23 protein-coding genes are annotated in these 25,545 nt (G+C 65.5%); 10 read left to right on the top strand and 13 right to left on the bottom strand.

What is annotated here, in order from left to right; all coding sequences use genetic code 11:
- Positions 1-294 precede the first annotated feature (294 nt).
- From N826_RS28105 to N826_RS28085, 5 genes are all read left to right on the top strand, one after another.
- Positions 295-1,197 (top strand): heme/hemin ABC transporter substrate-binding protein, encoded by a 903-nt coding sequence (locus N826_RS28105; protein ID WP_044434301.1) that lies wholly within the window; start codon positions 295-297, stop codon positions 1,195-1,197.
- Positions 1,194-2,252, top strand: a complete 1,059-nt coding sequence (locus tag N826_RS28100; protein ID WP_044434299.1) for a FecCD family ABC transporter permease — start codon at positions 1,194-1,196, stop codon at positions 2,250-2,252. The genes N826_RS28105 and N826_RS28100 overlap by 4 nt, the downstream gene beginning before the upstream one ends.
- Complete coding sequence (locus N826_RS28095) at positions 2,249-3,043, top strand: heme ABC transporter ATP-binding protein (protein WP_044434297.1); 795 nt, start codon at positions 2,249-2,251, stop codon at positions 3,041-3,043. The genes N826_RS28100 and N826_RS28095 overlap by 4 nt, the downstream gene beginning before the upstream one ends.
- Before the next feature lie 16 nt (positions 3,044-3,059).
- Positions 3,060-3,497 (top strand): hypothetical protein, encoded by a 438-nt coding sequence (locus tag N826_RS28090; protein ID WP_044434294.1) that lies wholly within the window; start codon positions 3,060-3,062, stop codon positions 3,495-3,497.
- A gap of 226 nt (positions 3,498-3,723) precedes the next feature.
- On the top strand, positions 3,724-4,785 hold the full coding sequence (locus N826_RS28085; RefSeq protein ID WP_044434293.1) for a zinc-binding metallopeptidase family protein: 1,062 nt from the start codon (positions 3,724-3,726) through the stop codon (positions 4,783-4,785).
- Between the two features lie 90 nt (positions 4,786-4,875).
- On the opposite strand, the gene N826_RS28080 is transcribed toward N826_RS28085, so the two are convergent.
- From N826_RS28080 to N826_RS28055, 6 genes are all read right to left on the bottom strand, one after another.
- Positions 4,876-5,265, bottom strand: coding sequence for a Rieske (2Fe-2S) protein (locus tag N826_RS28080; RefSeq protein WP_044434291.1), 390 nt, complete (start codon positions 5,263-5,265; stop codon positions 4,876-4,878).
- Between the two features lie 80 nt (positions 5,266-5,345).
- Positions 5,346-7,787 (bottom strand): nitrite reductase large subunit NirB, encoded by a 2,442-nt coding sequence (gene nirB, locus N826_RS28075; RefSeq protein ID WP_044434289.1) that lies wholly within the window; start codon positions 7,785-7,787, stop codon positions 5,346-5,348.
- A 50-nt stretch (positions 7,788-7,837) separates the two neighbouring features.
- Entirely contained in the window at positions 7,838-8,188 is a 351-nt protein-coding gene (locus N826_RS44430) for a hypothetical protein (protein WP_044434287.1), read from the bottom strand.
- Positions 8,189-8,236: 48 nt separating this feature from the next.
- Positions 8,237-10,411, bottom strand: a complete 2,175-nt coding sequence (locus tag N826_RS28065) for a molybdopterin oxidoreductase family protein (protein ID WP_044434285.1) — start codon at positions 10,409-10,411, stop codon at positions 8,237-8,239.
- A 4-nt stretch (positions 10,412-10,415) separates the two neighbouring features.
- A complete protein-coding gene (locus N826_RS28060; RefSeq protein WP_044434283.1) occupies positions 10,416-11,627 on the bottom strand; it encodes a nitrate/nitrite transporter in 1,212 nt (403 codons plus the stop codon).
- Between the two features lie 410 nt (positions 11,628-12,037).
- On the bottom strand, positions 12,038-12,247 hold the full coding sequence (locus N826_RS28055) for a hypothetical protein (RefSeq protein ID WP_044434281.1): 210 nt from the start codon (positions 12,245-12,247) through the stop codon (positions 12,038-12,040).
- 277 nt (positions 12,248-12,524) lie between these two features.
- On the opposite strand from N826_RS28055, the gene N826_RS28050 reads away from it, so the two are divergent.
- Genes N826_RS28050 through N826_RS28040 form a run of 3 tightly spaced genes read left to right on the top strand, consistent with a single transcriptional unit; the run spans position 12,525 to position 16,064 of the window.
- Positions 12,525-13,526, top strand: coding sequence for a glycosyl transferase family protein (locus N826_RS28050; protein ID WP_044434279.1), 1,002 nt, complete (start codon positions 12,525-12,527; stop codon positions 13,524-13,526).
- A complete protein-coding gene (locus N826_RS28045) occupies positions 13,519-15,237 on the top strand; it encodes a bifunctional protein-serine/threonine kinase/phosphatase (RefSeq protein WP_044434277.1) in 1,719 nt (572 codons plus the stop codon). The genes N826_RS28050 and N826_RS28045 overlap by 8 nt, the downstream gene beginning before the upstream one ends.
- Positions 15,238-15,275: 38 nt before the next feature.
- Positions 15,276-16,064: an alpha/beta fold hydrolase gene (locus tag N826_RS28040; protein ID WP_044434275.1), complete on the top strand. Its 789-nt coding sequence runs from the start codon at positions 15,276-15,278 to the stop codon at positions 16,062-16,064.
- 149 nt (positions 16,065-16,213) lie between these two features.
- Here N826_RS28040 and N826_RS40595 read toward each other — a convergent pair whose 3' ends face one another.
- Entirely contained in the window at positions 16,214-16,753 is a 540-nt protein-coding gene (locus N826_RS40595) for a PAS domain-containing protein (protein WP_280178491.1), read from the bottom strand.
- A gap of 267 nt (positions 16,754-17,020) precedes the next feature.
- Here N826_RS40595 and N826_RS28030 point away from each other — a divergent pair, with 267 nt between their 5' ends.
- Positions 17,021-17,260, top strand: a complete 240-nt coding sequence (locus N826_RS28030; protein ID WP_147040957.1) for a hypothetical protein — start codon at positions 17,021-17,023, stop codon at positions 17,258-17,260.
- On the opposite strand, the gene N826_RS28025 is transcribed toward N826_RS28030, so the two are convergent.
- From N826_RS28025 to N826_RS28015, 3 genes are all read right to left on the bottom strand, one after another.
- Positions 17,261-18,058, bottom strand: a complete 798-nt coding sequence (locus N826_RS28025; RefSeq protein ID WP_044434270.1) for a hypothetical protein — start codon at positions 18,056-18,058, stop codon at positions 17,261-17,263.
- Between the two features lie 128 nt (positions 18,059-18,186).
- A complete protein-coding gene (locus tag N826_RS28020) occupies positions 18,187-19,140 on the bottom strand; it encodes an aldo/keto reductase (protein ID WP_044434268.1) in 954 nt (317 codons plus the stop codon).
- Positions 19,141-19,269: 129 nt separating this feature from the next.
- A complete protein-coding gene (locus N826_RS28015; protein ID WP_044434266.1) occupies positions 19,270-20,724 on the bottom strand; it encodes an acetamidase/formamidase family protein in 1,455 nt (484 codons plus the stop codon).
- Positions 20,725-20,918: 194 nt separating this feature from the next.
- Here N826_RS28015 and N826_RS28010 point away from each other — a divergent pair, with 194 nt between their 5' ends.
- Positions 20,919-22,262, top strand: coding sequence for a PQQ-dependent sugar dehydrogenase (locus tag N826_RS28010; RefSeq protein ID WP_211099407.1), 1,344 nt, complete (start codon positions 20,919-20,921; stop codon positions 22,260-22,262).
- A 64-nt stretch (positions 22,263-22,326) separates the two neighbouring features.
- Here the strand turns inward: N826_RS28010 and N826_RS28005 are convergent, their stop codons facing one another.
- From N826_RS28005 to N826_RS27995, 3 genes are all read right to left on the bottom strand, one after another.
- Positions 22,327-23,826 (bottom strand): tripartite tricarboxylate transporter permease, encoded by a 1,500-nt coding sequence (locus tag N826_RS28005; protein WP_044434264.1) that lies wholly within the window; start codon positions 23,824-23,826, stop codon positions 22,327-22,329.
- A 10-nt stretch (positions 23,827-23,836) separates the two neighbouring features.
- Positions 23,837-24,376: a tripartite tricarboxylate transporter TctB family protein gene (locus tag N826_RS28000; RefSeq protein ID WP_084721244.1), complete on the bottom strand. Its 540-nt coding sequence runs from the start codon at positions 24,374-24,376 to the stop codon at positions 23,837-23,839.
- A 96-nt stretch (positions 24,377-24,472) separates the two neighbouring features.
- Positions 24,473-25,450 carry a Bug family tripartite tricarboxylate transporter substrate binding protein gene (locus tag N826_RS27995; protein ID WP_052832183.1) on the bottom strand — a complete coding sequence of 326 codons (978 nt, stop codon included), beginning with the start codon at positions 25,448-25,450 and terminating at the stop codon, positions 24,473-24,475.
- Positions 25,451-25,545: the final 95 nt, after the last annotated feature.

Below are 25,545 nucleotides of genomic sequence, written 5' to 3'. Positions count from 1 at the left end.
TATGCTGGGTGGATCGTGCTAAGCGATTGACGCAAAACACCTATGCCGGAGGCACTGGTCTGGTCTGGCGTTGGACGTTCCGGAATTCCGCACTGTACCCGAATATCGTGTCCGGCCGACCGGAAGGCCGGCAAGCCGCCTGAAGACGCCGAGCACCCGGTGAGAGTTACCCCGATGTAAGGCATCGCCGGGCCATTCACCGCCTTGCAATTAAGAACGATTCTCACTATCAATTAAGTGAAGGCCGGATCGTGGAAGTGCGGCACGGCCAAGGCGGTTGCACGAGGGTCAAGCATGATGAAGCCCGTGATTTTGCTGGCAGCGCTCCTGCTTCTGGCACCGCAAGTGTCGGCGCAGACCTTCCCCCAAACGACCGGGCGCATCGTTTCGGTCGGCGGAGCGGTAACCGAGATCGTAGCCAAGTTGGGGCTCGGCGACCGGCTGGTCGCCGTAGATAGCACCAGCCTTCATCCGCCGGAAATGCGTGCCCTCCCCCAGGTCGGCTACATGCGCGCCTTGTCTGCCGAGGGCGTGGCGGCCCTTCACCCCGACCTTGTCCTGCTGAGCGACAACGCCGGGCCACCCGCCGCGATCGAACAGATGCGCGGCCTTGGGATACCGCTGAAGCTTATCCCGGACCGCCCGACACCGGACGGGGTCGCCGACAAGATCAGGGCGGTCGGCGCCGCCCTCGGCAGGCAAGGCGAGGCTGAAACCATGTCGCGGGAAACCACGGACCGTCTCGCCGCAGTCAGCCGCGTCGTAGAGAAGGCCGCCGGACGCCCCAGGGTCCTGTTCCTGATGGGGCTGGGGGGCGGCGCGCCGGTCGCAGCCGGCCGGAACACGGCGGCCGACGCGATGATCCGGCTGGCGGGAGGCATCAATGCCATCGACGGCTACGACGGCTACAAACCGGCTTCGGGCGAAGCGATCCTGGATGCGGCGCCCGATGTCCTGCTGCTTCCGACCGAAGCCGTGGATGCTGCGGGCGGACGCGACGCCGTCCTCGCATTGCCCCAGTTCGCCGGCACCCCGGCGGCATCGAGCGGCCGACTGGTCGTCATGGATACCCTTTACCTGCTGGGCTTCGGTCCGCGCCTGCCCGATGCGGTGGCCGACCTTGCGCGGTCGCTGCATCCCGAACTGGCCCAGGATCTGGCGAACGATGCCGCCCCCAGGCCGGGCGGACTGTTATGACCTCGCTACCGATGCCCAACTCCGCATGGAAAGGACGCTCCCGGCACGCCGGCATCCTGACATTGCTGTCGCTGCTGTCGGTAGTCGCCGTCATCGCGAGCCTCGGCGTCGGCGCCTCGGCGATATCGCCGGGGACCGTGCTGCGGACGCTTCTTCACACGGCGGACGCCAGCCCGCGCGACGCGGCGATCGTGCTTCATCTCCGGTTGCCGCGAACGCTGCTGGGTTTCGGGCTGGGTGCGGCGCTGGCCGTCAGCGGGGCGGTGATGCAGGGCCTGTTCCGCAACCCACTGGCCGATCCTGGCCTGATCGGGGTGTCGGCGGGAGGAGCCATGGCGGCCGTGGCGGTGATCGTACTGGGAGTGCCCGCCTTGCTGGCCGGAACCGTCGGCCTCTTAGCCCTGCCGCTGGCCGCCTTCGCCGGCAGCCTTTGCACCACGCTGGCGATCCAGCGCATTGCCAGCGACGACGGCAGGACCGACGTCTCGACCCTACTGCTGGCCGGCATCGCGATCAACGCCATCGCGGGCGCCGTGACCGGCTTCCTGATCTTCGGCAGCGACGACCGGCAGTTGCGCGATATCACGTTCTGGTCGATGGGATCGCTTGGCGGAGCGACGTGGACGACGGTGCTCGGGCTGGCGCCCTTCGCCCTCGGCGCGGTCTTCGCGGCCGGCCGCTGGGCCGGCGTGCTCGACGCGCTGCTGCTGGGCGAACGCGAGGCCGGGTTGCTGGGCTTCGACGTCGAGCCCGCCAAGCGCCGTATCGTCATCGCAACCGCAGCCGCCGTCGGGGCCGGAGTGGCGGCGGCCGGCGTGATCGGCTTCGTCGGCCTTGTCGTGCCGCATCTGGTCAGACTGATGGCGGGAGCCGGCCACCGGCTGCTGCTGCCCGCCTCCGCATTGCTGGGCGGAACGCTGATGCTGTGCGCGGACATGCTGGCACGCACCGTCGTCATTCCGGCGGAACTGCCGATCGGGCTGGTGACCGCCCTGCTTGGCGGTCCGTTCTTCCTGTGGCTACTGATCCGCCAGCGGCGGAGCTTCCCGCCATGATCGAAGCCGAAGGCGTCAGCCTGCGCCGGGGCGGAAGGTTCGTCGTCGACGGGGTATCAGTGGCGGTGCGTCCCGGCACCCTGACCGCCGTGCTGGGACCGAACGGGGCCGGAAAATCCTCCCTGGTCCGGCTGCTGTCGGGTGAAGCGTCACCGGACTTCGGCAAGGTTGCCCTGGACGGGCGCGACCTCAAGCGCTGGAACCGGCACGACCTCGCCCGGCGCCGCGCCGTGCTGTCGCAGTCGGTATCGCTGACGTTTCCACTGAGCGTCGCGGAAGTGGTCATGCTGGGGAGGGCGCCGCACCGGGCACGCTCCACCCGTGTCGAGGACATGGCCGCCGCCGAGGCGTCCCTGAAGGCGGCCGATGTGTGGCATCTGGCCGGACGCGCCTATCCGACCCTGTCGGGAGGCGAACGCCAGCGCGTCCAGTTCGCTCGCGTCCTCGCGCAGTTGGAAGACGGCGGACAATCCGGAACCCGGTACCTGATCCTCGACGAGCCGACTTCCAGCCTGGACATCCGCCATCAGGCCCGGCTGCTCGGTCTGGCCGGCGGGTTGGCCCGCAAGGGCTGGGGCGTCCTGGCTGTTCTGCATGACGCCAACCTTGCCGCCATCCATGCCGACACCGTCGTCCTGCTCCGCGATGGCCGCGTCCTGGCGTCCGGCGATCCGTGGAGCGTCATGACCCCGGATAGTCTGACGGCGACCTTCGACCATCCGGTGCTGGTATCGCATCGGGACGATCTGGACCGTCCGCTGATCACTCCCGCCGCCGGCACCGCCGGCTAGGAAAAGTATCGTCATCATGAAGAACTGCGCCGCCGCAGCGCCGGCCTCCTGGAGCATCCACGACCTGAAGCCGTCGGAGCGTCTAGTCCTCTGGAGCCTGCGCTACTGGACCGCCTGCAAACGGCAAAGCAAACCCTGCGGCGACCTGCTGCGGGAGGTCTACGCCAACAACGGCATGACCGGCGCCGCATCCCAGCTCGGCGTTCTGATGGATCTGGTCAGCGCCACGGCCCTGAAGGCGCCCGGCATCCGGTGCACGGCCTGCCCGCTGCTGTCGGCGGACGAACGCGCCATCCTGGATGCCGTCGCCAGCGCCGGAGAACGCCGGCTGAAGGCGGCCGGCGAGATTCTGGAACGCTGGCTGCCGCCACAGTGTGTCAGGATTGCGCTGGTGATGATCGAAAATTTCGCACTTACTGTAACGAATCCCGATACCGGACAGTCATCGGCATAATTAATGTGCAATACCTTGCTCAATTCGGAACAGCCTATCGATCTGCCCTAAACCTTTATTGAGCAGTATTGCAGTCAGCGCATTCCTGTTGCTTGAATTTCATTTGTTAACGCTGGAACACGCCGCGTCGGTAGCGTGTTGCTCGGCAACTGTTCGCGGAGGCGAGAGCCGCAATCCATGGTGCTGCCAGCCAGCCGCGATCGAAATCAGGCAAGGCTAGAGTGCTATGAAGCTGTTTGAATGCCAGAACTGCGGTCAGCCGCTGTACTTCGAGAACACGGTCTGCGAAAGCTGCGGGCACCGGCTGGGCTACATCCCGGATATGAACACGGTGTCGGCCCTGGAGCCGGAAGGCGACCAGTGGCGCGCGCTGGCCTCGTCCGGCCAGCTCTACCGGTTCTGCCAGAACGCCGAGCTGGACGCATGCAACTGGCTGATCCCGTCCGACCATACCGAGACGCACTGCGCCGCCTGCCGCCATAACCGGACCATCCCCAACCTGGCCGACGCCGAGAACATGGCGCGGTACCGGAAGCTGGAGATGGCAAAGCATCACTTGTTCTATACGATGATCAAGCTGAAGCTGCCGCTGAAGAACCGGATCGACGATCCGCAAGGCGGACTGGCCTTCGACTTCCTGTCGGATCAGGTCGACGCCAACGGCAACGTGACCACCGTGCTGACCGGCCACGACGAAGGGCTGATCACGATCAACGTCGCCGAAGCGGACGACGCCGAGCGCGAGAAGCGGCGCACCCAGATGGGCGAACCGTACCGGACGCTGCTGGGCCACTTCCGCCACGAGATCGGCCACTACTTCTGGGACAAGATCGTTCGCGACTGCGGCGAGGAAGCCCTGGAGAAGTGCCGCGCCGTCTTCGGCGACGAGCGGGAAGACTACGGGCAGGCGCTCCAGCGCCATTACAATACAGGCGCTCCTCCCGACTGGCAGAACAACTTCGTCAGCACCTACGCCACCGCCCATCCGTGGGAAGACTTCGCGGAGACCTGGGCGCATTACCTGCACATCGTCGATACCCTGGAAACCGCCCGCTCCTTCGGCATCAAGGTGCGGCCCCGGATCAAGCTGGGCCACGAACTCGAGGCGCAGGTCGATTTCGATCCGCACAAGGCGAACAACATCGACGAGCTGATCGAGAACTGGCTGCCGCTGACCTACGCGGTCAACGCCCTGAACCGCAGCATGGGCCAGCCGGACTTCTACCCGTTCATCCTGTCGCCGGCTGTGATCGCGAAGCTCGGGTACATGCACGAGCTGACGCATTGAGGTGAATGAGTGGTGAGGGGAGTGACGCTTTGCCCCCTCACCCTAGCCCTCTCCCTCAGGGAGAGGGGGTGCAAAGCGTCAATTCGCCCCTTACGCAGGCGGCGATGTCCCCGTCCCGATATCGCTGACCATCGTTCCGGCATCCGGCATCGCCATCACCTCCTCACCGTCATCGAGCTCGACCATCACGGTGCCGTCCGGCTCGACGCTGGCGCTGTAGGTCTTGATGTTGCAGTTGCCGTTCAGCGACGATCCCGTCTTCAGATCGAACAGCCAGTCGTGCAGCGGGCACACCAGTGCGTGGCCGCCGAGCAGTCCGTCGGCCAGCGGCCCCGCCCGGTGCGGACAACTGGCCTGCGTGGCGAAGACGCCGCCGTCGCGGGTGCGGAAGACGGCGACCTTGCGGTCGCCCAGTTTGAAGTTCCGGCCTTCTCCCGCCGGGAGAAGGTGGAGCGGACCCAGGGAATAACGTTCGGCCATGGTTCAGACCTCCACAGGTATCAGGGGCACAGGTATCAGGGGCACAGGTATCAGGGGCACAGGTATCAGGGGCACAGGTACTAGGGCACAGGTATCAGGGATGAGAACTGGTGGCTGGTCGCGGGCGCGTCGCGTTCCAGCCAGGGATCGACATAGGCGTCGATCGACTCCTGCAACGACCGGTCCAGCCGGGCGCCGATGCCGTCGCTGTCATCGACCACGATCGACTTCAGCTTCGCCATGCCGACGCGCTCGACATAAGCATAGGTCCGTTCCTTCCACTTCGCGGTCTCGCGGTAGTACTGGATGAAGCGCCCCATCACGCTCAGCGCCTCATCATGGCTGCCGACCACGCAGAGCAGGTCGCCCTTGCGGATATGCGCTCCCGCCGCACCGCCGATATAGATCTCCCACTTGCCGTCGCCGATGGCGACCGCACCGATATCCTTGACGTAGGCCTCGGAGCAGTTGCGCGGGCACCCCGCCGTCGCCAGCTTCAGCTTGCCGGGACTGTCGATGCCCCGGAAGCGGTTCTCGATCTTGGTCGCCAGCGCCATGCTGTCGCCCAGGCCGAAGCGGCAGTAATCGGTGCCGATGCACGACTTGCAGGTCCGGTAGCTCTTGCCCCAGGCGTGCCCGGCCGGCATGCCGAGATCGCGCCAGACGCCCGGCAGGTCGTCGCGCGGGACGCCGACCAGATCGATCCGCTGCCCGCCGGTCAGCTTGACCAGCGGCACGTTGTACTTGACCGCCACGTCGGCGATCCGCTTCAACTCGTCCGGGGTGCAGACGCCGCCCGGCATCTCCGGGATGACCGAGAAGGTGCCGTCCTTCTGGATGTTGCCGTGCATGCGGTCATTGATGAACTTGGCGTCGCGCTCGTCCTCGTACTCGCTCTTCCAGATCATCGACAGCAGCACGGCAAGGCCGGGCTTGCTGCCGGGGTCTTCCTTGCCGCCGGCCAGCACCTTGAAGACCGACGACACCGATTTCAGGCCGTTGATCTTGATGGCATCGATCAGCTCGTCCGTCGGCAAGGGAACGCCGGGGACGTAGTAGTGGATCGAGGGATCTTCCTCGACCTCGCCGCCGGCGTAGAACTCAACCAGCTCATTGATCAGGCCCTTGCACGAGCCGCAGCCCATGCCGCCGCGCGTCGCCTTCATAACAGCCAAGGCGCTCTTCATCCCGCCGGCGACGCAGGCGCCGATGGCGCCCTTGGTGACGCCGTTGCAGTTGCAGACCTGCGCCTCGTCCGGCATCTCGTCCAGCGTGACCTTTTCCGCCGGCGCGCCGATGTCGAACAGCAGCGACAGCCGCTCCTCCGGCAGGGGAGTGTCGCGGTCGAAGGCTTGCATCAGGTAGGCGGCCTTGCTGATGTCGCCCATCAGGATGCCGCCGACCAGCCGGCCGTCGCGGACGATCAGCTTCTTGTAGGTGCCGCGCTTCGGCTCGGTGAACTGGACGACCTCGTCGCGCTCCTCCACCGGTTCGGTGATGCCCATGGCCGCGACCTCGACGCCCATCACCTTGAGCTTGGTCGCCAGCTTGGAGCCGTGATACGCGGCGTCGCGGTTCCGCCCGGTGATGTTCTCGGCGAAGACCTTCGCCTGATCCCACAGCGGCGCCACCAGCCCGTAGACCCGGCCCCGGTGCTGGGCACATTCGCCGACGACGTAGACGGTGCTGTCGTCGACCGAGCGCATCTTGTCGTCCACGACGATGGCGCGCTCCACCGTCAAGCCTGCGCGCAGGCCGATCTCGGCATTGGGCCGGATGCCGGCGGAAACGACGACCATGTCGCAGTCCAGGGTGGTGCCGTCCTTGAAGGCGAGACCGGTGATCTTCTCCCCGTCATGGGTGACCGCCGTCGTCGCCTTCTTAAGATGGACCGTAACGCCCATCGCTTCCATCGACGCCCTCAGCATGGCGCCGGCGGGGCCGTCCAACTGCTGTTCCATCAGGTGGTTGCCGATATGGATGACGTGGACGGCGCAGCCATGGTTGATCAGGCCGCGCGCCGCTTCCAGGCCCAGCAGGCCGCCGCCGATTACGGCGGCCTGGGTGCTCTTCTTCGCGTGGGCGATGATGCCGTCGCAGTCGTCCAGCGTGCGGAAGGCGAAGACGCCATTGCGCAGTTTGCCGTCGGGTCCCGTCATGCCTTCGACCGGCGGGATGAAGGCCCGGCTGCCCGTCGCGATCAGCAGGTAGTCGTAATGGACATGGACGCCGGCGGAGGAGCGTACCGTCTTGGCGGCGCGGTCGATATCGGTGACCGGCGCACCGCTATGAAGGGTGATGCCGTTCTCGGCATACCAGTCCAGCGGGTTCATGACGATCTCGGCCGGGTCCTGGCTGCCGTTGAGGACGTTGGACAGCAGGATGCGGTTATAGTTGCCGTAGCGTTCGTCGCCGAACATCGTGATGTCGAACATGTCGGCGCCGCCACGGGCGAGCACTTCCTCCACGGCTCGGGCGCCCGCCATGCCGTTGCCGATCACGACTAATTTCCGCTTGCCCATGGCTTACTCCAGAGAAGATGGCAGGAAAGGGGCTTGAGGACTTGAATGCCTCAGATTTCCATCAGGCCGATGTCGAGCACGACCGTGCCGGCCGAGCCTTCAGGGGCGGCGAAGAAGATCTCCAGCTTGGTGTCCGGGAACAGGTCCTCGACCACGGCGAGCGGCACGTGGATGCTCGCCTTGGCGCCGATCGGGAAGTAGCGCATGGGAGCGCCGTTCTTGGTCAGGACCAGATAGACCAGTTCGTCCAGCGAGTTGCCGGCGCGGAGATAGATCAGTTGGGTGCGCTTGTCGGACGGGACGGTGTAGGACAGCGCCGGGTCAAGCTCGGCCGGGCGGCCAAGGCCGCGCCCCTCGAAGTCGAAGACGCCATTCAGGAAACGGGGCGTAGCATCCATCATGTCTTGTTTCTCCCGAAGGTCACAGAGGGGTGGATCGAGACGCGGAGTTCAATGCTTCGGCGGCGCATCGGCTTTCTCGATGCGGACCGCGCAGGCCTTGAACTCGGGGATTTTCGAGACGGGATCGAGGGCGGCATGGGTCAGCAGGTTGGCGCAACCCTTGCCGCCCCAGTGGAAGGGGACGAACAGCGTGTCCATTCGGATCGTGCGGACCAGCCGCGCCGCGACGACGGCGTCGCCGCGCCGGGTGATCAGACGGACCCTGTCACCGGCCCGGATGCCGAAGTTGCGGGCCATCTCCGGGTGGATCTCGACATAGGATTCCGGTTCCGCCTCGTTCAGCGCCACGACGCGGCGGGTCTGGGCGCCGGACTGGTACTGGGACAGGACGCGGCCCGTCGTCAGCCAGAGCGGATAATACTGGTCGGGCTCCTCGGCCGCCGGACGGTGATGGACGACGTGGAAGCGGGCCTTGCCATCGGGCGTCGGAAAAGCGTCCTGGAACAGGCGCGGCGTTCCGGCATGCCCTTCGTCCGGACAGGGCCAGAAGACGCCGTCCTCGGCGGCGATGCGCTCGTAACTGATGCCGGCATAGTCCGCGACGCCGCCGGCACTGGCGCGGCGCAGTTCCTCGAACACCGTTCGCGGATCGTCGGAGAAGAACTGGCCGCGCCCAAGCCGGTCGGCGAGCTCCTTCAGGAAGCTCATGTCGGTCCGTACCTCACCGGGAGGCACAGCAGCCCGCCGCCTGAGCTGGACCCGGCCTTCGAGGTTGGTCATGGTGCCTTCCTCCTCCGCCCACTGGGCGGTGGGGAGGACGATGTCCGCCATCTCGGCCGTTTCCGACAGGAAGATGTCGCTGACCACCAGCAGGTCGAGCGCCTTCAGCCCGCGCTGAACCTTCGAAACGTCGGGCGCCGAGACCGCGATGTTGGACGCGAGCACCATCAGGACCCTGATGCCCGTGTCGTCGTCGCGTCCCAATGCGGCCAGCAACTCGCAGGCCGACAGCCCCGGTCCCGGCAGCGTGCTTTCCTCGACCCCCCAGACGCCGGCGATGTAGGCGCGGTGTTCCGGATTGTCGAGCTTCCGGTAGCCGGGAAGCTGGTCGGCCTTCTGGCCGTGCTCACGCCCGCCCTGGCCGTTGCCCTGACCGGTCAGGGTGGCGAAACCGCTGAACGGCTTGCCGACCTTGCCGAGCGCCAGTGCCAGATTGATGAAGCCCAGCACGTTGTCAACGCCGCTGCTCTGCTGTTCCGGTCCGCGCGCGGTCAGGATCATCGCGGTCCGGGCGGTGCCGATCATGCGGGCGGCGTCCTCGATATCCTTGGCGGGGACGCCGGTGATCCGCTCGACCCGGTCGGGCCAGTAGGACGCGACGGCACGCCGGACGGCGTCGAACCCGGTCGTCCGCTCGTCGATGTAGCGCTGGTCCAGCAGTCCCTTGCGGATGACGACGTTGAGCAGGCCGTTGGCAAGCGCGCCGTCGGTCCCCGGCGTCACCGGCAGGTGCAGCGTCGCCATCGCGGCGGTCGGGGTGACCCTGGGATCGGCGACGATCAGCCGGCCGCCCCGGCGCTGGTGCTCCTCGAAATATTGCATCATCACCGGCAGGGATTCGGCGGGATTGCCGCCGACCAGCAGGATGACATCGGCCTCGGGAATGTCCTCCAGCGGGAACGGCATCCCCCGGTCGAGGCCGAACGCCTTGATGCCGGCGGCCGCGGCGGACGCCATGCAGAAACGGCCGTTGTAGTCGATGTTGGACGTCCGAAGCGCCACGCGGGCGAACTTGCCCAGCATGTAGCTCTTCTCGTTGGTCAGCCCTCCGCCGCCGAAGATCCCGACGGCGTCAGGTCCGAAGGCGTCCTGGGTCACCTTGATCGTGGCGGCGATCCGGTCCAGTACCTCGTCCCAGGATGCGGGCCGCAGGGGGCCGTCCTTGCGGTCGCGTATCAGGGGCGTCGTCAGGCGGTCGGGCGAGGTCAGCAACTCGGCCGCGGTCCAGCCTTTTCGGCACAACCCGCCCTTGTTGGTCGGGTAATCGCGGGACGTGACGGTCAGCCCGCCGGTGCCCCCACCAGCGCCCCCACCGGCGCCCCCACCGGCGCCCCCACCGGCGCCATCGTCCGGCACCAGCGTCATGCCGCACTGGAAGGCGCAGTACGGGCAATGGGTGTCCGTCGTCAACAAACCGGCATGGATCGCGGCGTCCCCCGCCATCCCGTCAGACCTTCGCCGCTGTCATGTGCGCGGCTCCCCAAGTCGTGCGCCAGCGCCGCTTGACGCCGGTAAGGCCGACCAAGGCGAGCAGCGCCAGGATGGCGAAGATCAGGAAGCCCGCCTGATAGTTGCCGAACCACTGCTTCGACAGGCCCAGGCTGGAGGCCAGATAGAAGCCACCGATGCCGCCCGACATCCCGACCAGACCGGTCATGACGCCGATCTCGCGCCGGAAGCGTTGGGGCACCAGCTGGAACACCGCGCCGTTGCCCATGCCCAACGCCTGCATGGCGCAGGCGAAGACGATCAACGCCATCCAGGCCTGCGTCAGCCCGAAGCTGACGATGATCAGGAAAAAGGCCGCCATGGCGTACATGATGCTGAGCGACTTGATGCCGCCGATCCGGTCCGCCAGATAGCCGCCGACCGGCCGCATCGCCGACCCCATGAAGACGCAGGCCGCCGTGAAGTAGCCGGCTTCCACCGGTCCCATGCCATAGACGTCGTTGAAGTAGATCGTCAAGGAGGACGCAAGGCCGACGAAGCCGCCGAAGGTCACGCTGTAGAAGAACATGAACCACCAGGCGTCCACCTCCCGCAGCACGGCCATGTATTCCTTGAACGACTTGGGCGGCGGTGCGTCCGGGCTGTCCTTCGCCATGACGATGAACAGGACGAAGGCGATGCCGAGCGGGATCAAGGCTAGCCCGAAGACGCTGTTCCAGCCGTACCACGCGGCCAGAGATGGTGCGAACAGCGCCGCGAACACTGTGCCGGAGTTGCCGGCCCCGGCGATGCCCAGCGCCGTTCCCTGGTGCTCCGGCGGATACCAGCGCGACGCCAGCGGCAGGGCCACGGCGAACGACGCCCCGGCGACACCCAGGAAGACGCCCAGCAGCATGACCTGCCAGAAGGCCGATAGCCCGACCAGCCACGCGAGGCCAAGGGCAGCCATGACGACGACCTGACCGATGATGCCGGTCAGCTTGGGGCCGAGGCGATCGACCATCAGCCCCAGCACGACGCGCAGGAAGGCCCCGGCCAGGACGGGGGTTGCGACCATCAGGCCCTTTTCGGCCGGACTGATCTCAAGCGTCTGCGCGATCTGGACGCCAAGCGGCCCGAGCAGCACCCAGACCATGAAGCTGACGTCGAAATAAAGGAATGCGGCGAACAAAGTGGGCGGATGGCCCGCTTTCCAAAAACTCGCTTGCATGGAACTCCTTTCACCGAGGTTTCCCGCAGTCCCTGTACGCCGCTCGTCAATACCGTAAAATTTATTACGTTTATTGAGGTGAGTCGTGAGCGGCACTTGGCCTGCTACTTGGCAATAGGCGTGCCAGCGATGAATTCGAGCGCCTTGTCTATCTCGGAAGGGCAGCTTTTGATTACTTAGATGCTTAACTACAGCCCCAATTCTCAAACTAGAAAGTGGTGGAACTTCGATCGATGCCGCACCGCACCTAACGGATGGCGAAGAAGCCGATCCATTGCGGGTTACGGAAAAAGGCTGCACCGGCCATGGTCGATGGCTGGTGCGGCCGGTGGTAAGGCGGTAATGGCACGAGCAGGCAGCCACAGGGCTGCCCGCAATATGATCATTCCGTCAAAGACAGGGCAGTCTGTTTATTCCTTGGGCTTATCGGGCTGCACGGCAGTCGGGTCGTCACGGTCGGCATCCTCGCTCTCTGGTGCTATCCCGGCGACCGCGTCATGGTCGAGCCGCTTGGCCTCTTCGATCAACTCGCGCCCCTCGCCGCCTGTCGCACCGCTTTTTGCCTTCTTCAGGCCTTCCTCGGCCATCTCGCGCGCCTGATCCTGGTTGTCCTCGGCCATGTGCCGTCTCCCTCGCTGAAAGTTTCAAGCCCGAGCCGGGCTGTTGGGCCACGGCGCAACCTACGAAGCAGGAGCCTGTAGGTTGGGCCGTGGCCCAACACCGACGCGCCGACAAGTCAGAACTTTCCGGCTCTGGTCTCACAGGCACCAACGGAGTTGCGAACCGGCTCGTTGCGACCACTTGGTTGGGGAACGAGACGCGCCATAAGATGCTGCGGCGCAATCATTGCTGCGATACAGTCCGCACCTGGAACTTCGGAAAAAAGAGCGAGCCGTCATGCAGGAACATCCATTCGCCCAGTATCTGAGGGCATTGGGTAAGGGACCCAAGCTGTTCCGGGACCTTGAGGAGGACGAAGCGGAAGCCGCCATGGCGATGGTGCTGCGCGGCGACGTCGATCCGATCCAACTCGGCTCGTTCCTGCTGCTGCTCCGCCGCAAGGGCGAAACCGGGGCCGAACTCGCGGGCTTCGTCCGCGCCGCGCAGTCGGTGCTGGCCAAGCCCGACGATACCATCGTGCCCGATCTCGACTGGCCGTCCTATGCCGACCGGCACCGGCAGCAGCCTTGGTTCGTGTTGTCGGCCCTGCTGCTGGCCGCCAACGGCGTCAAGGTGCTGATGCACGGCATCGACGGCGGCAGCGAGGGCTTCGCGCCGACGCCGGCCGCACTCGATAAGCTGGGCATCCGCCCCTGCACATCGCTGACCGAGGCGGCCCGCAACCTGCGCGCCGGCAACTTCGCCTATATCAGGCTCCAGGACTTCTGCCCGGAACTCGAGCGGCTGTTCCAACTCCGTCCGCTGCTGGGCGTCCGCACGGCGGTCAACACCTTCGCCCGCGACATCAACCCGCTCAACGCCCCGGCGCAGATCCAGAGCGTCTTCCACCCGCCCTACCGCCCGCTCCACCAGGAAATCGCTATCCGCCTGGGCCAGCCTCGCGCGGCGATCTTCAAAGGCATCGGCGGCGAAGCCCAGCGCTCCCCCATGAAGGAATGCACGGTGGCGCTGGTGACGGACGGCGAAACCGCCGAGGAGCAGTGGCCGCCGCGCTTCGCCGAGCGGCTGGAGGCGACCTACCAATGGCGCGCCGAAGACCTGGACCCGCGTTTCCCCGCCCTGCTCTGGGCCGGAGAGCTGGACAACCCGGTGGCGGAGAACGCCGTGATCGCTACGGCGGCAGTCGCGCTGAAGGTGCTGGGCCGGGCGTCCACGACAGCGGATGCGGAAGCCATGGCCGAACAGCTCTGGCAAGCGCGTCCAAGCATTGATGGCTGATCGGACCGCAACCTCGCCCCCGACGCGCATCCAGATTCAGTACGGCCTTGCCAGCGAGCAGGGCCGCCGCCCCCGCAACGAGGATTACGCCGGCATCTGGCTCGGCACGCCGGGCCAGCAGGCGACCCAGGGCATCGTGGCGGCGGTGGCCGATGGCGTCGGCGGCTCCAAGGGCGGCAGGGTCGCGGCGGAACTGGCGGTCCGCAGCTTCATCGACGCCTACTACGCCCAGCCGGAGACTGTCGGCGTCCAGCATGCCGCCGCAAGTTCCATCGACGCCTTCAACGGCTGGCTCCACAAGATGGGGCGCACCGACGCCCTTCTGGAAAACGCCGCCTGCACCTTCACCTCCCTGATCCTGCTGGGCCGCAAGGTCCATGTCTTCCATGTCGGCGACAGCCGCGCCTACCGGCTGAGCGACAGTCAACTGACGCTGCTGACCGAGGACCACACGCTCAAGCAGCCCGACCTCAACCACGTGCTGTTCCGGGCGGTCGGGATCGAGCCATTCGTCCGGCTAGACCACGTGGCCGAACCGCTGCGGCCGCATGACCGCTTCCTGCTGTGCTCCGACGGAGTCCATGGCACGCTGGGAAAGAGCCGCCTCCGCGACCTGCTGCTGCGCCGCTCCGCGCCGGAGGAAGCGGCCAGGGAGATCGTCGCCGCCGCCCTGGACGCCGGCAGCCACGACAATGCTACCGCCGTCGTGATCGACGTGATAGCCCTGCCCGCCGTCGAGCATACCGATCTGGCCCCCGCGATCAGTGCCCTGCCGATCCGCGACCCGGCGCCCAAGGCCGGCGAAACCGTCGATGGCTTCCGGCTCGACGGCGTGCTGTCCGACGGGCGCTACAGCAGGCTGTTCAAGGCGGCCGATACGACCGACGGCGACAGGCCGGTCGTCGTCAAGTTTCCCCAGCCCACCGTCGCCACGGAAAAGACCTATCATCTGGCCTTCGTCCGCGAAGCCTGGGTCGCGACGCGCATCCACAACCCCTGGGTCGGCGCAGTGATCGAGGTGCCGCCCGAACATCAGACCTGCCTCTACTCGGTCATGCCGTTCTACGAGGGCGAGACGCTGGAACGGCGGCTTGGACGAAAGCCGCGCCTGACCCTGCGCGAAGGCGCCGGGATCGCCACCCGCATCGCCAAGGCTGTCGCAGCCCTGCACCGGGCCGGCATAGTCCACCGCGACATCAAGCCGGACAACGTGATCCTGGAGAGCAGCGGCGGCCTCCGCCTGATCGACCTGGGGGTGGTCCGGCTACCTCGGGTGGAAGACTTCCCGGCTCCCGACACTCCGGGTACGCCCAGCTACATGGCGCCCGAACTGCTCGCCGGCCAACCCGGCGACGAGCTGAGCGACGTCTATGCCCTGGGCGTCACGGTCTACCGGGCCTTCACCGACCGCTACCCCTATGGCGAGATCGAGCCGTTCAGCCATCCCCGCTTCGGCAAGCCCGTCCCGCTGTCGCGCTACCGCCCCGACCTGCCCGGCTGGCTGGAGGCGATGCTGGAGCGCGCCGTTGCCGCCGACCGCAAGGAGAGGATGGCCGACGCCATCGAGTTCGCGATGGAACTGGAGAACGGCCTGGAGCGTGGCGAGTCGGTCAGCCCGCGCCGGGTACCTTTCTACGAGCGCGATCCGGTCCGGTTCTGGCAGATCGTCTCGGCCATGCTGGCATTGACACTGCTTCTGACCAATCTCTAGACAGGGTGACGCCGCCGCAAACCACCGGAGCCCGCCCCATGACGTTCATCATCGCCGCCGGCCGCCGGCTCGACACCAAGTGGATCGGGCTACGGGACGGTTCCGGGCCGGTACTGGTGTTCCTTCATGAAGGCCTGGGCTCGATCGAGCTGTGGCGCGATTTCCCCGGCAGGATCGCGGAAGCGACGGGGCTTCCAGCACTGGTCTATTCCCGCCACGGCTATGGCCGGTCCGATCCGCTGACGGGAAAGCGGCCGCTCCGATACCTGCATCATGAAGCGCTGGAGGTGCTGCCGGCGGTGCTGGACGCCTGCGGCGTCGCCGATCCCATCCTGATCGGCCACAGCGACGGCGCTTCCATCGCCTTGCTGGCGGCGGGAGCCGGCGTCGTTCCGGTGCGCGGCGCGGTGGTCATGGCCCCGCATGTCTTCGTCGAGGACATCACCATCGCGGGGATCGAAAAGGCTGCAACCGCCTGGAAGGAAGGCGGTCTGGCGCGGGCGCTGGCCCGCTACCACACCGATCCGGAGGGAGCGTTCCGGGGCTGGAACGAAGCCTGGCTTTCGCCTGAGTTCCGCGCCTGGAACATCGAAGAGTACCTTCCCAGCATCCGCTGTCCCCTGCTCGCTATCCAGGGCGTGGACGATGAATACGCGACTCTGGCCCAGATCGACGCGATAGAGCGTCAGGTGACAGGCCCGTTCGAGCGGCAGGACCTTGCCGACTGCCGCCACACGCCCTGGCGCGACCAGCCCGATCCGGTCGCCGCCGCGATCGCCCACTTCGTCGCCAGCCTGCCGAATAGGGTTTTGGGATTTCCTGGCTAAATAAATCTTATGGTTAACGAAATTGAAAGCTTCTTGGCTTAAAACTTCCCTTGCGCCCTTCTCGGTGCGTTTTCTTCCTTGTAAACTTCAAAGCCCCGCGCGCTGTCCGCTGCGGGGCTTCTTTTTACCTTCGATGTCCTGAACGAACGTCAAACGACCCCGTTCCAAGACCGCTCGCGCAACGGCACCCACCAGATGTCCAGGAAGCTCCAGACCATATTCACCGTTTCCCCATCGTCGGAGAGCGGAAACAGGGAGTCGGTCAGCCTGACCACCATTTTGCTCTTGCCCACATAGGGCCGATCGGTCGTCAGCGGCTTTCCCGTATTGGCGACATAGGCGTAGTCGGCCCAGCCCTTGTTTCCTTCGACCAAGTAGGGAAGTTCGGAAAAGCGGACGCCGCGCAGGTTCTTCGTGGTGATGTTGTCGATAGCGGTGCCGAGCAGTCGGAAGCGGAAGTCCAAAGGATCGCGGAGGACGTCGACCAGCGCCGTGGAGGACAGCAGACGAGGGATTTCGACCGGGTCGATATCCTTCCGGGACGGCATGCGCCGGCTTCCTCGCTTCAAGTTCCAATAGGCGGTGGCTTCTTGGACAAGCGGCGAGCAAGGTGGGGCCTGTACGTTCACGTCCCTGTCGGAAAGGCCCGTCCACACTCCAGCCAAGCGGGAATTCTCCTCTGAAGACATGCTCAGCATGGCACTTCTCCGGCCGACTTTTCTACCATCCAAGCATCGCTTTGACTCAGTTATAAATAAATGCTCTGACACTTAAAAGATGATGGGGCAAAACGATGTAGAATAAACCGATCAAAAACAATGAATTCCTCGTACTATGACTCCCGTTATATATGTAAGACCTTGCCATAAGCGCGTAAGCTCCCACTCTTTTGATTCGGTACGAACCGGCCAGATAGTTGTTTACCTGACAAGTCCGGATCAAGCGGGAGACGAGCGTTGAGCGTTCACACGACTGAAACGGCATCAGTGCGGCACATCAAGGCGCTGCTTGTCTTATTCGCCTGCATCATCGGCTATGGAGCCGGTGCTGTCGAACGAACGAGTTTCGGAGATCCCTGGCCGACGGCTGTCCATGTCGATGTTTCCGAATACCGCACCCTGAACAAACCCTCACCACCCCCGGTCATGGTTGCCGAGAAGACGGCTCCGCCGAAGCGGGTCGAGCGCCTGCTCTGATCAACTGAGATCATACCATATCGACCCTTCCCGGCAAATCGTCCCAAGACCGTTTCTGGACACCGTGTCTCGCACATACTCCCGCAGAACGGGACGGCAGGCCACCGAAACGCCGCCCGGCCGGGCATCTCCAGCCTTGGTGTCGCCCAATTCGACGGCCCCGGCAGCGCCTGTCACAGGATTGTTCCAGATCAATCGAGTTCCAGCCGGTTCGTCAGCCAGCTTCAGCAAGGCAGCAGCCTCTATTGGGCGGTCCTCATCCGGCACCAACGCGGTTTCGGCACGGGTAGCCTCCGCCGCCGCATAAGCCGCATCGACCAACACTTGCGCTTCCTGGGCGGCAACCAACTTGTCATGGGCATCGACGGCGCCCGTCGCCATGGACGGAAGTCCGGTGACCATGGCCGCTCCGCCCGTGAAGGCGCTGACCATCATTCGGCGCGCCACGGCGGGACCGTGTTCGGCCGCGATTTCCGTCAAGGCGGCGCGGATAAGGTCGGGCGGGCGCGGTCCCGTGACGGTTCCTCCCGCCAGTTGCGTCAGGGGAACGCCGACCGTGTCGAGCGGCACGTCATCGGTCCCCATCGCTTCGGACAGGCGAGCGGCCGCCGTGTCGGACAAGGCGCCGAGGCCCGTCCGCTCCGCCATCTCCTGGAACACGCCGCTGTCGCGGATCGCGGAATAAGCGTGGTCGGTGACGCTTTCGGTAACGCAGCCCGGAAGCATCGCCAGCATGAAGAGTGTCATGGACTTCGCGGCAAGGGTCTTCACGGGGTCCGGTCCTGTCTGCTGAAACATGGTGGAAAGCGCTCAGTGTTTCCATGTTTCGGGTTAACAGGTCCTTATCGATCCCTGCCGGATTCGGCTTACCCCTTCCGGGCCTTAGGCCCGAGATCATTGTGAAGCGGCGCGGAACGGCGGAGGCGTCAGCCTCCGCCCGCCTCGTCGAGAAGGCTGATCGATCCCTGGTCCAGCTTCAGCTTCGCCGCCCCCGCGAAGTCCTTCAGTTGCTCCACGCTGGTGGCGCTGGCGATCGGAGCGGTGACGCTGGGACGGGCGATCACCCAGGCCAAGGCGACCTGCGTCGGGGTAGCGTCATGCAGCGCCGCAACCTCGTCCAGCGCCTTCAGGATGGCGCGGCCCTTGTCGTTCAGGTACTTGGACACGACGCCCTCGCCGCGTGGGCTCCTGGACGCATCCTCCGGCTTGCGGTACTTGCCGGACAGGAAACCGCTCGCCAGCGAATAGTAGGTGATGACGCCAAGCCCGTGCTCCCGGCACAGCGGCTCAAGCTCGGCCTCGTACCCGGCGCGGTCGAACAAATTGTATTCCGGCTGAAGGCTCTCGTAACGCACCAGTCCGGTCCGGGCGCTGACGTCCAGAGCCTCCTTTAGGCGGGCCGCCGAGATGTTCGACGCTCCGATCGCCCGCACCTTTCCCTGCTCGATCAGCTCCTGATACGTCCCCAGCACGTCCTCGAACGGCGTGTCCGGATCGTCGGCGTGGGACTGGTAGAGGTCGATGTAGTCGGTCTGGAGCCTGCGCAGCGAGTCCTCGACCGAGGCGCGGATATAGGCAGGCGCCAGCCCTTTTTTCCCCGGCCCCATTTCCATCCCGACCTTGGTCGCGATCACCAGGTTGTCGCGGTCGCCCCGACCCTTCAGCCAGGAGCCGATGATCGTCTCGGACTCGCCGCCGCTGTTGCCCGGCGCCCAGCGGGAATACATGTCGGCCGTATCGATGAAGTTGAAGCCTTCGCCTACGAAGGCGTCCAGAACGCGGTGCGATGTCGGCTGGTCGATGGTCCAGCCGAACACATTGCCGCCAAAACAAAGCGGGACCACCTCAAGGCCGGACCGGCCAAGCTGCCGCTTCTCCATTGGATCTTTCCTCAATTTGCGGAACGGGAGTTATGGACGGGAGAATGGACGGCTTTTTCCGGCCGCCCATTCCGCCAACACGGTGCCACCGAAGGACGTTCCGGCCTCAACCGCCCGCTTCGACCTCGCTCAGCTCTCGACGCCGGAGAAGATCGCCTTCTTGATGATCGCATGGACGCCCCAGTTGCCGTCCACCACCTGCGTGATGCCGAAATCGACCCCGAGTGACATCAGCGACACCGCCTCGTCCTCGCTCAAGCCCTTGGCGTTCATCAGGAACTGCCGCATCTTGCGGAAGGCGTCACGCATCGCGAGATCGACCGACGACTTCTCGTAGATCGCCGACTGCGCCTTGTCGCCCAATTGCTCCAGGTAGTTGGGATAGCTGAAGCCGTGCATGACCCAGTCGTCGGCGGTTTCCAGCATCGGGAAATCCAGCCCTTCCAGGGCGGTGCCGCGCAGATCGGCTGATTTGTGCAGGATGAACTGGAAGGTCCCGGTGAAGGAGCACTCGATCGCGGTGCCGCACAGTTCGGAATCACCCTGCGATGCGTGCGGGTCGCCGACCGAGAACATCGCTCCCGGAACCGCCACCGGGTAATACATCGTGGCCCCTTTGCCGAGCCGCCAATTGTCCATGTTGCCGCCGAAATAGCCGGGCGGGATGCTGTCCACCATGTCGGCCTCTTTCGGCGCCACCGCCAGCACGCCGAAATGCGGGCGGACGGGGATGCGGATGCCCTTCAGCACGTCGAAGTTCTTGGTGATGGTGGAGTGATCGACCGGCACGCCGGGATAGTCGATGATCTTGTGGACCACGCCGAACGGATCGGTCTGCGGCGTCCAGCGGTAGTTGTAGACCGCCTTGGCCCAGTTCCGCTCGCCGCGCGCGTCGATCTCGTAGATCGTGACGACTTCCCGCTCTTTCGGCTCGGTCAGCAAGTCCTTGTAGTGATAGCCCCACCACGCGGCGGCATTGCTGCCGAAGGTCTTGCCGGCGAATTCCGGGTTGGCGCTGGGGCGCGGCTTCATGTCCACGATACGGACTTCCAGCACGTCTCCCGGCTCCGCCCCCCGGATCGCCACCGGCCCGGTGCAAATATGGACGCCCAACCCCTCGCCGGCGCCCCGCCCGAACAGGGAGGCATCCATCGGCCCGGCCCCGCGCCGGTCCACGTTCTTCTTGTCCTTGCTCCAGTGAAAGACGCTCTCGGCGCCGGGATCGCCCTTGACCATCCGTTCGGCGTCGTCGTTGGCGTGATGGGTCAGCGCCTCGATCGTGACGTAGTCGCCGGGCGAGATCTCGACCCTGGCCGGCAGCGACTTGCTGAAATAGCCCCAATGGACCGTCTCCGCCGTCGCCGGCAGGTGGTAGTGGTTGGTCCGCTCCGGCTGGAGCGCCTGGGCGGCTGCCGCCATCGACGGCGTCACGAGCGACAGCCCGCCCGCTCCCAATACCCCTGCCCCGCCGGCCGCCGCGAAGGCGCTCTTCAGGAACGAGCGCCGCTCATGATCCATGGTGCTGAGAAAGCTCCGGCGATGCTCCTCGAAATCCGGACAGTTCCGGTCGTCGCCCTGGCACATGCTTTTCTTCTCCGTTCAGACACATGGACCCCTTGCTTCAGGTCCATTCGCGCTGATGCGCATAAAATAGTATGCAATTTACGGACCCTGCGTCCTCCATCCTGGCCGGTACACCCATTCGCGCCATGCGGGAACCTGAAGGGGCACAACCTTGTTGAGCAACCAACACTCGTTTTGATTTCAGGATTCGCCGCATGCGTATGCTATCTCCGGCCTCGCTCTTCCTTGCTGCAACCGCGGTCGCCCTTGCCGGATGCGGCGAGGAAGCGACGCTCCCCGTGGCCGCCGGCACTGGCCCGCAGCCGCAACTGCCCGCTCCCAATGCAACCCTCATCCCGACCGTCAACGTGGCGCCCGCCAAAGGCTGGCCCGATGGCGGCATGCCTGCCGTAGCACCCGGTCTCCAGGTCGCGGCCTTCGCCGACGGCCTGGACCACCCGCGCTGGCTCCACATCCTGCCCAACGGCGACGTGCTGGTGGCGGAATCCAACGCTCCGCCCAAAGAGGGTGAGACGTTCAGCATCAAGGGCTGGGTTCAAGATCTGCTGATGAGCCGCGCCGGCGCCAAGACGCCGAGCGCCAACCGCATCACCCTGCTGCGCGACACCAACGGCGACGGCGTCGCCGACACCAAGTCGGTCTTCCTGGAGAACCTGTTCTCGCCGTTCGGGATGGAACTGGTCGGCAACGACCTCTACGTCGCCAATGCCGACGCGATCGTGAAGTTCCCGTACGAACCGGGCCAGACTAAGATCACGGCGCCCGGCACCAAGGTCACCGACCTTCCCGGCGGCCCGCTCAACCATCACTGGACCAAGAACATCATCGCCAGCAAGGACGGGCGCTTCCTCTATGCGACCGTCGGCTCGAACAGCAATGTCGGCGAAAACGGCATGGAGATGGAAGAAGGCCGCGCCGCGATCTGGGAAGTCGACCTGTCGAGCGGCCAGAAGCGTATCTTCGCCTCCGGCCTGCGCAACCCCAACGGCATGGGATGGGAACCGGTGACCGGCAAGCTGTGGACGGCGGTCAACGAGCGTGACGAGATCGGCAGCGACCTTGTGCCCGACTACATGACGTCTGTTCAGGACGGCGGATTCTACGGCTGGCCCTACAGCTATTACGGCCAGACCGTCGATACCCGCGTCGAGCCGCAGAAGCCGGAACTGGTCGCCAAGGCGATCTCGCCGGACTACGCGCTCGGGCCTCACACCGCCTCGCTCGGACTGTCGTTCGGCAACCCCGACACGCTCAGCGAGCAGTTCGCCAACGGCGTCTTCGTCGGCCAGCACGGTTCCTGGAACCGCAAGCCACACAGCGGCTACAAGGTGATCTTCGTCCCGTTCGCCGACGGCAAGCCGGCCGGCACGCCGGTCGATGTCCTGACCGGCTTCCTCGACGGCGAGGGTAACGCACTCGGCCGCCCGGTCGATGTCCGCCCCGACGGCAAGGGCAGCATCCTGGTGACCGACGATGTCGGCAACCGCGTCTGGCGCGTCTCCGCCACCCCGGACGCAGGCGTCGCATCGCAGCAGTAAGCTGACGGAAAACGAAACGGCGGCGGGACCATCCCGCCGCCGTTTTCTCTTGTAGCCGACGCCGTCACTCGCTGAAGGCTTCCTCCCGCTTCGACCGGATATTGGGCAGAAGCACCGCCGTCAGCAGCCCCAGCGACACCAGCAGCAGTCCCAGGCTGAGCGGCTGCGTCACGAACACCGTGGCGTCTCCCCGGCTCAGCAGCATGGCGCGGCGCAGGTTCTCCTCCAGCATCGGCCCCAGGACGAAGCCGAGCAGCAGGGGCGCCGGCTCGAAGTCCAGCTTGATCAGCGCGTAGCCGACCAGCCCGAACAACGCCATCATGAAGACGTCGAAGGTGCTGTTGTTGACGCTGAAGGCGCCGATGCAGCAGAACGCGATGATGGCCGGGAACAGCAGGTGATACGGGATCGTCAGCATCCGTATCCAGAGCCCGATCAGCGGCAGGTTGAGCAACACCAGCAGCAGGTTGCCGACCCACATCGACGCGATCATGCCCCAGAACAGTTCCGGCTCGTCCGTCACGACATTGGGACCGGGGGTGATGCCCTGGATGATCATCGCGCCGATCATCAAGGCCATGACCGGGTTCGACGGGATGCCCAGCGTCAGCATCGGGATGAACGAGGTCTGCGCACCGGCATTGTTGGCCGATTCAGGCGCCGCGACTCCCTCGATAGCGCCCTTGCCGAACTCGGCGCGATTGGACGACAGCCGCTTTTCCATCGAATAGGCCGCGAACGAGGCCAGCATGGCGCCGCCACCGGGCAGGATGCCGAGGACCGATCCCAGGCCGGTACCGCGCAGGACGGGACCCGCGATCCGCTTGAGGTCCGCCTTGGACAGCATCAGGCCGCTGACGTGCTTGACCATGACGCTGCGGGTGTGTTCGTGCTCCAGGTTGCGCAGGATTTCGCCCAGTCCGAACACGCCCATGCTCAGCGCCACGAAGTTCAGCCCGTCGGCCATTTCCGGCATGTCGAAGGTGAAGCGCTGGGTCCCGGTTTCCACGTCGCTGCCGACGAGGCCCAGCAGCAGACCCATCACGATCATCGTGAACGCCTTCAGCAGCGAACCGCTGGCGAGCGCCACCGAGGCGACCAGCCCCAGCACCATCAGCGAGAAGTATTCCGCCGGCCCGAACTCCAGCGCTACCTCGGCCAGCGGCGGCGCCGCGATGGCAAGGAGGACCGTGGCGACCGTGCCGGCGAAGAACGATCCCAGCGCCGCCGTGGCCAGCGCCGGACCGGCGCGCCCCTTCTTCGCCATCTGGTAGCCGTCGATCGCGGTGACCACGCTGGAGCTTTCGCCCGGCAGGTTGATCAGGATCGCTGTGGTCGAGCCGCCGTATTGAGCGCCGTAGTAGATGCCCGCCAGCATGATCAGCGAGGAGACAGGCGGCAGGCCGAAGGTGATCGGCAGCAGCATGGCGATGGTGGCGATCGGCCCCAGCCCCGGCAGCACGCCGACCGCCGTCCCCAGGGCCACACCGATGAAGCAATAGAGCAGGTTGAAGGGGCTGAGCGCGGTGGCGAAGCCGAGCCCAAGATCTCCGAGAAGTTCCACGGGAAATCTCCTATTTGGAAAGGGCTGGCCCGGAAACGGCCGGCAGCTCGGCCGATGCCAGGACGGACGCCAGCGGCGACCCGTGCTCGAGGCTCAGCCACGGACCCGTCAAGGGCAGCGGCAGGCCGAGCATCTGGATGAACAGGAAGGTGCAGAACGCGGCGACGCCGGCCGCCAGGGAAACCGACGTGCGGACCGCCGCATAGCGGCTGGCCCAGGCCGATGCCAGGACCACGCCCAGCAGCACGGGCGCCAGACCCAATCCCCTCACCGCGAAGCCGAAGAAGACGGCGGCTCCGATGATCAGCAGCAACCCGCGCCAGGGCAGCGGGGTCGAGCCGCTTTCCCCCTTCGGGCACCGCAGCGCCAACCCGCTGATGGCAAGCCCCAGCGCGATCATCACGACGCTGAGAACGTTGGGAAAATAGCCGGGTCCCATCCTGAAGGAAGAACCCATGTCGAGATCGCTCCCGACCGTCAGGAAACCGGTACCGACCGTCATGACGATCAGCCCGCCTATGACATCTCTCCGCCTTTGCATTGATGTCATTGCTTTCGCCCTCCCCTTATTCACGGTCCCGCATCGAGTGCGGGACCTTGCTGTCCTCGGGTTCAGTCCAGACCTTGTTCAGTCCAGATTGAGGGTTTAGTCCAGGCCAATGCCGGCCTTCTTGATGACCTCGGCCCAGCGGGCGGATTCCTGCTTCATGAAAGCGGCGAATTCTTCGGGCGTGTTTCCGACCGGCTCGGCGCCTTCGATCGCCAGACGCGGCACGACCTCCGGGCTGTTGATCGCGGCCACCGTCGCGTCGCGCAGCGTCTTGATGATCTCCGGCGGCGTTCCCTTGGGAACGGCGAAGCCGTACCACGCCGCTGCCTGATAGTTCGGCCAGCCGCTCTCGGCGATGGTCGGCAGGTCGGGCAGCCGCTTGGTGCGGTGAGACGTGGTGACGGCCAGCGGCTTCAGTTTCCCGCTGTCGATGAACCCGAAGACGGACGGGATGGTCGTCACCATGAAGTCGAGCCGGCCACCCAGCAGATCGGTGATCGCAGGCCCTGCCCCCTTGTAGGGCGCATGCACCATGTCGAGATTGGCGGTTTCCGCCAGCAGCAGCGTCGCCAGATGGCTGGCCGAGCCATTGCCCGCCGACCCGTAGGTCATCTTGCCCGGCGCCTTCGCCGCTTCCTCGACAAGCTGCTTGACCGACGTGATATGGGAGTTCTCCGGTACCACGACCACCAGCGGCGCTTCCGCGATCAGGGTGACCGGGTCGAAAGCGGTCAGCGGGTCGATCTTGACGTTCTTGAACAGGTGCGGATTGACGACCATCGGCCCCTGGTTCGCCATCAGCATGGTATAGCCGTCAGGGTCCGACTTGGCGGCCTGCTGCGTCGCCAGATTGCCGCCGGCAGACCCGTTGTTCTCGACCACGACCTGCTGCCCCAGCTGGGCGGTGATCCCCTGCGCCACGACGCGGGCGATGGCATCGGTGCCGCCGCCGGCGGCATAGGGAACGAGCAGCCGGATCGTCTTGTTCGGATAAGTCTGCGCCAATACCGGCGAAGCGAAGACGGAGGCCACGACAGCGGCAGCCGCAATGAAAGTGCTCTTCTTCCTCAGCATTTCCGTTCCCTTTCCTGATCTTTTTCATTCGGTTGCGCGGCCTCAGTCCCGCGCTGTCGATCAATGAATATCAGGTTAAGTTAATTCCGTGAAAT

Source organism: Skermanella aerolata KACC 11604, assembly GCF_000936425.1.
In the GTDB taxonomy this organism is placed as follows: domain Bacteria; phylum Pseudomonadota; class Alphaproteobacteria; order Azospirillales; family Azospirillaceae; genus Skermanella; species Skermanella aerolata.
The sequence above is the reverse complement of the archived record's forward strand: the minus strand, read 5'-3'. Positions and strand labels throughout refer to the sequence as shown.

Coding starts and splice junctions, on each gene's coding strand:
- N826_RS28105 (WP_044434301.1), top strand. CDS start 295: ATGATGAAGCCCGTGATTTTGCTGGCAGCGCTCCTGCTTCTGGCACCG.
- N826_RS28100 (WP_044434299.1), top strand. CDS start 1,194: ATGACCTCGCTACCGATGCCCAACTCCGCATGGAAAGGACGCTCCCGG.
- N826_RS28095 (WP_044434297.1), top strand. CDS start 2,249: ATGATCGAAGCCGAAGGCGTCAGCCTGCGCCGGGGCGGAAGGTTCGTC.
- N826_RS28090 (WP_044434294.1), top strand. CDS start 3,060: ATGAAGAACTGCGCCGCCGCAGCGCCGGCCTCCTGGAGCATCCACGAC.
- N826_RS28085 (WP_044434293.1), top strand. CDS start 3,724: ATGAAGCTGTTTGAATGCCAGAACTGCGGTCAGCCGCTGTACTTCGAG.
- N826_RS28080 (WP_044434291.1), bottom strand. CDS start 5,265: ATGGCCGAACGTTATTCCCTGGGTCCGCTCCACCTTCTCCCGGCGGGA.
- nirB (WP_044434289.1), bottom strand. CDS start 7,787: ATGGGCAAGCGGAAATTAGTCGTGATCGGCAACGGCATGGCGGGCGCC.
- N826_RS44430 (WP_044434287.1), bottom strand. CDS start 8,188: ATGATGGATGCTACGCCCCGTTTCCTGAATGGCGTCTTCGACTTCGAG.
- N826_RS28065 (WP_044434285.1), bottom strand. CDS start 10,411: ATGGCGGGGGACGCCGCGATCCATGCCGGTTTGTTGACGACGGACACC.
- N826_RS28060 (WP_044434283.1), bottom strand. CDS start 11,627: ATGCAAGCGAGTTTTTGGAAAGCGGGCCATCCGCCCACTTTGTTCGCC.
- N826_RS28055 (WP_044434281.1), bottom strand. CDS start 12,247: ATGGCCGAGGACAACCAGGATCAGGCGCGCGAGATGGCCGAGGAAGGC.
- N826_RS28050 (WP_044434279.1), top strand. CDS start 12,525: ATGCAGGAACATCCATTCGCCCAGTATCTGAGGGCATTGGGTAAGGGA.
- N826_RS28045 (WP_044434277.1), top strand. CDS start 13,519: ATGGCTGATCGGACCGCAACCTCGCCCCCGACGCGCATCCAGATTCAG.
- N826_RS28040 (WP_044434275.1), top strand. CDS start 15,276: ATGACGTTCATCATCGCCGCCGGCCGCCGGCTCGACACCAAGTGGATC.
- N826_RS40595 (WP_280178491.1), bottom strand. CDS start 16,753: ATGTCTTCAGAGGAGAATTCCCGCTTGGCTGGAGTGTGGACGGGCCTT.
- N826_RS28025 (WP_044434270.1), bottom strand. CDS start 18,058: ATGTTTCAGCAGACAGGACCGGACCCCGTGAAGACCCTTGCCGCGAAG.
- N826_RS28020 (WP_044434268.1), bottom strand. CDS start 19,140: ATGGAGAAGCGGCAGCTTGGCCGGTCCGGCCTTGAGGTGGTCCCGCTT.
- N826_RS28015 (WP_044434266.1), bottom strand. CDS start 20,724: ATGTGCCAGGGCGACGACCGGAACTGTCCGGATTTCGAGGAGCATCGC.
- N826_RS28010 (WP_211099407.1), top strand. CDS start 20,919: ATGCGTATGCTATCTCCGGCCTCGCTCTTCCTTGCTGCAACCGCGGTC.
- N826_RS28000 (WP_084721244.1), bottom strand. CDS start 24,376: ATGACATCAATGCAAAGGCGGAGAGATGTCATAGGCGGGCTGATCGTC.
- N826_RS27995 (WP_052832183.1), bottom strand. CDS start 25,450: ATGCTGAGGAAGAAGAGCACTTTCATTGCGGCTGCCGCTGTCGTGGCC.